General features: G+C 61.5%; 1 protein-coding gene and 1 pseudogene. Both read right to left on the bottom strand.

Annotated elements, in window-relative coordinates:
• Positions 1-1,145: RNA-guided endonuclease TnpB family protein (locus tag CAPSK01_RS17420; protein ID WP_034929727.1), on the bottom strand; the 1,145-nt coding region annotated here is incomplete at its 3' end.
• A pseudogene (locus tag CAPSK01_RS17415) lies at positions 1,121-1,279 on the bottom strand (IS607 family transposase); the annotation flags it as partial. The gene CAPSK01_RS17420 and the pseudogene CAPSK01_RS17415, both read right to left, overlap by 25 nt.
• Positions 1,280-1,326: the final 47 nt, after the last annotated feature.

Raw genomic sequence — 1,326 nt, 5'->3', positions numbered from 1 at the left:
CTCCGGCCAGTGCCTTCCTCTCCACAGGCGTGACTTCCCGTCCAACTGACGGTAGCGAGCGCTTGACGCTCGATATTCAGAGCCGCGTTCACATCGCGGTCGTGTTCTGTGCCACAGTGTGCACACGTCCATTGCCGGACGGACAGCGGCATCGCCTCGCAAGAGCCGCCGCAGGCCGAGCAGGTCTTGCTGCTGGGAAACCAGCGATCCACCACGACCACGGTTCCGCCCGATAGCGCCGCCTTGTATTCCAACTGGCGGCGGAACTCGTAAAAGCCGATGTCGCTGATCGCTTGCGACAATTTGTCGTTCGCCATCATGCCGCGCACGTTCAGGTCTTCGATGCCGATCAGGCCAAAGCGCCGGGTCAAGTCGGTGGTGGTCTGGTGCAGGAAATCCTGGCGGACATGAGCGATGCGGGCGTGGAGTTTCGCCAGCTTCCGGGCGGATTTATCCCGGTTGGCGCTGCCTTTTTGCTTGCGGGAATGCCAACGGGAACGCCGCTTCATCCGCTGGAGATGCTTTTTCAGCGGTTTAGGACTGTCGATCTTTTCTCCGGTAGACAGGGTGAGGGCGGTACTGACGCCGAGATCAATCCCGACCGAGGCTTGGCTTTCGCACACCGGTTCAGGACGTTCCATTTCGACGGGGATGGAAATAAACCAGCGGTCGGCTTCTCGGCTCAAGGTGGCCGACAACGGCTTGCCGTCAAAGCGCAATTCTTCACGCAGCCGCACCCCGCCGATTTTCGGCAACCGAATCCGCCAACCGTCAAAGGCGAAGGTGCCAGGGCCGTTGTCCAGCCGGGCCGAGTCGTGGACGCCGCGCCGCTTGAAGCGCGGGAACTTCGACTGCTTCTGGAAAAACCGTTGATAGGCGCGACCGACATTCTTGATGGCCTGCTGCGGAACCGACTTGGGCAAATCCAGAATCCACGGGAATTCAACCGGTTTCATGGCGTTGAACTGCCGCCGCAAGGCCGCTTCGTGGGGCTTTTCTCCGGCTTCAAATTGCCGTTGCCATTCGGCCAGCGCCCAGTTGTAGGCAAACCGGGCCGCGCCGACGCATTGCCGAAACAGCGCCTCTTGCCTCTGGTTCGGTTTGAGTTCAATCCGGTGGGTCAGGACGGTTCGCCCGGTTCGCATTGCATCGCCTCCAGCGCCCGTTTCGCCCGGTTCTCCGCCGCCCGCCGCCCGTACAGTCGGGCGCACATGGAGGTCAGCACTTCGGTCATGTCGCGCACGAGATCATCGGTGACTTCGGTGGTATCGACGACAACCTTGGAATCCGCGCCTTTCACCTACGCTGCCCGTTCCCTACGGTCAG

The sequence above is a fragment of the Candidatus Accumulibacter vicinus genome (assembly GCF_000584955.1).
GTDB classification, from domain to species: Bacteria; Pseudomonadota; Gammaproteobacteria; order Burkholderiales; family Rhodocyclaceae; genus Accumulibacter; species Accumulibacter vicinus.
Note: the sequence above shows the minus strand (reverse complement) of the source record. Positions and strands in the feature narration are given on the sequence as shown.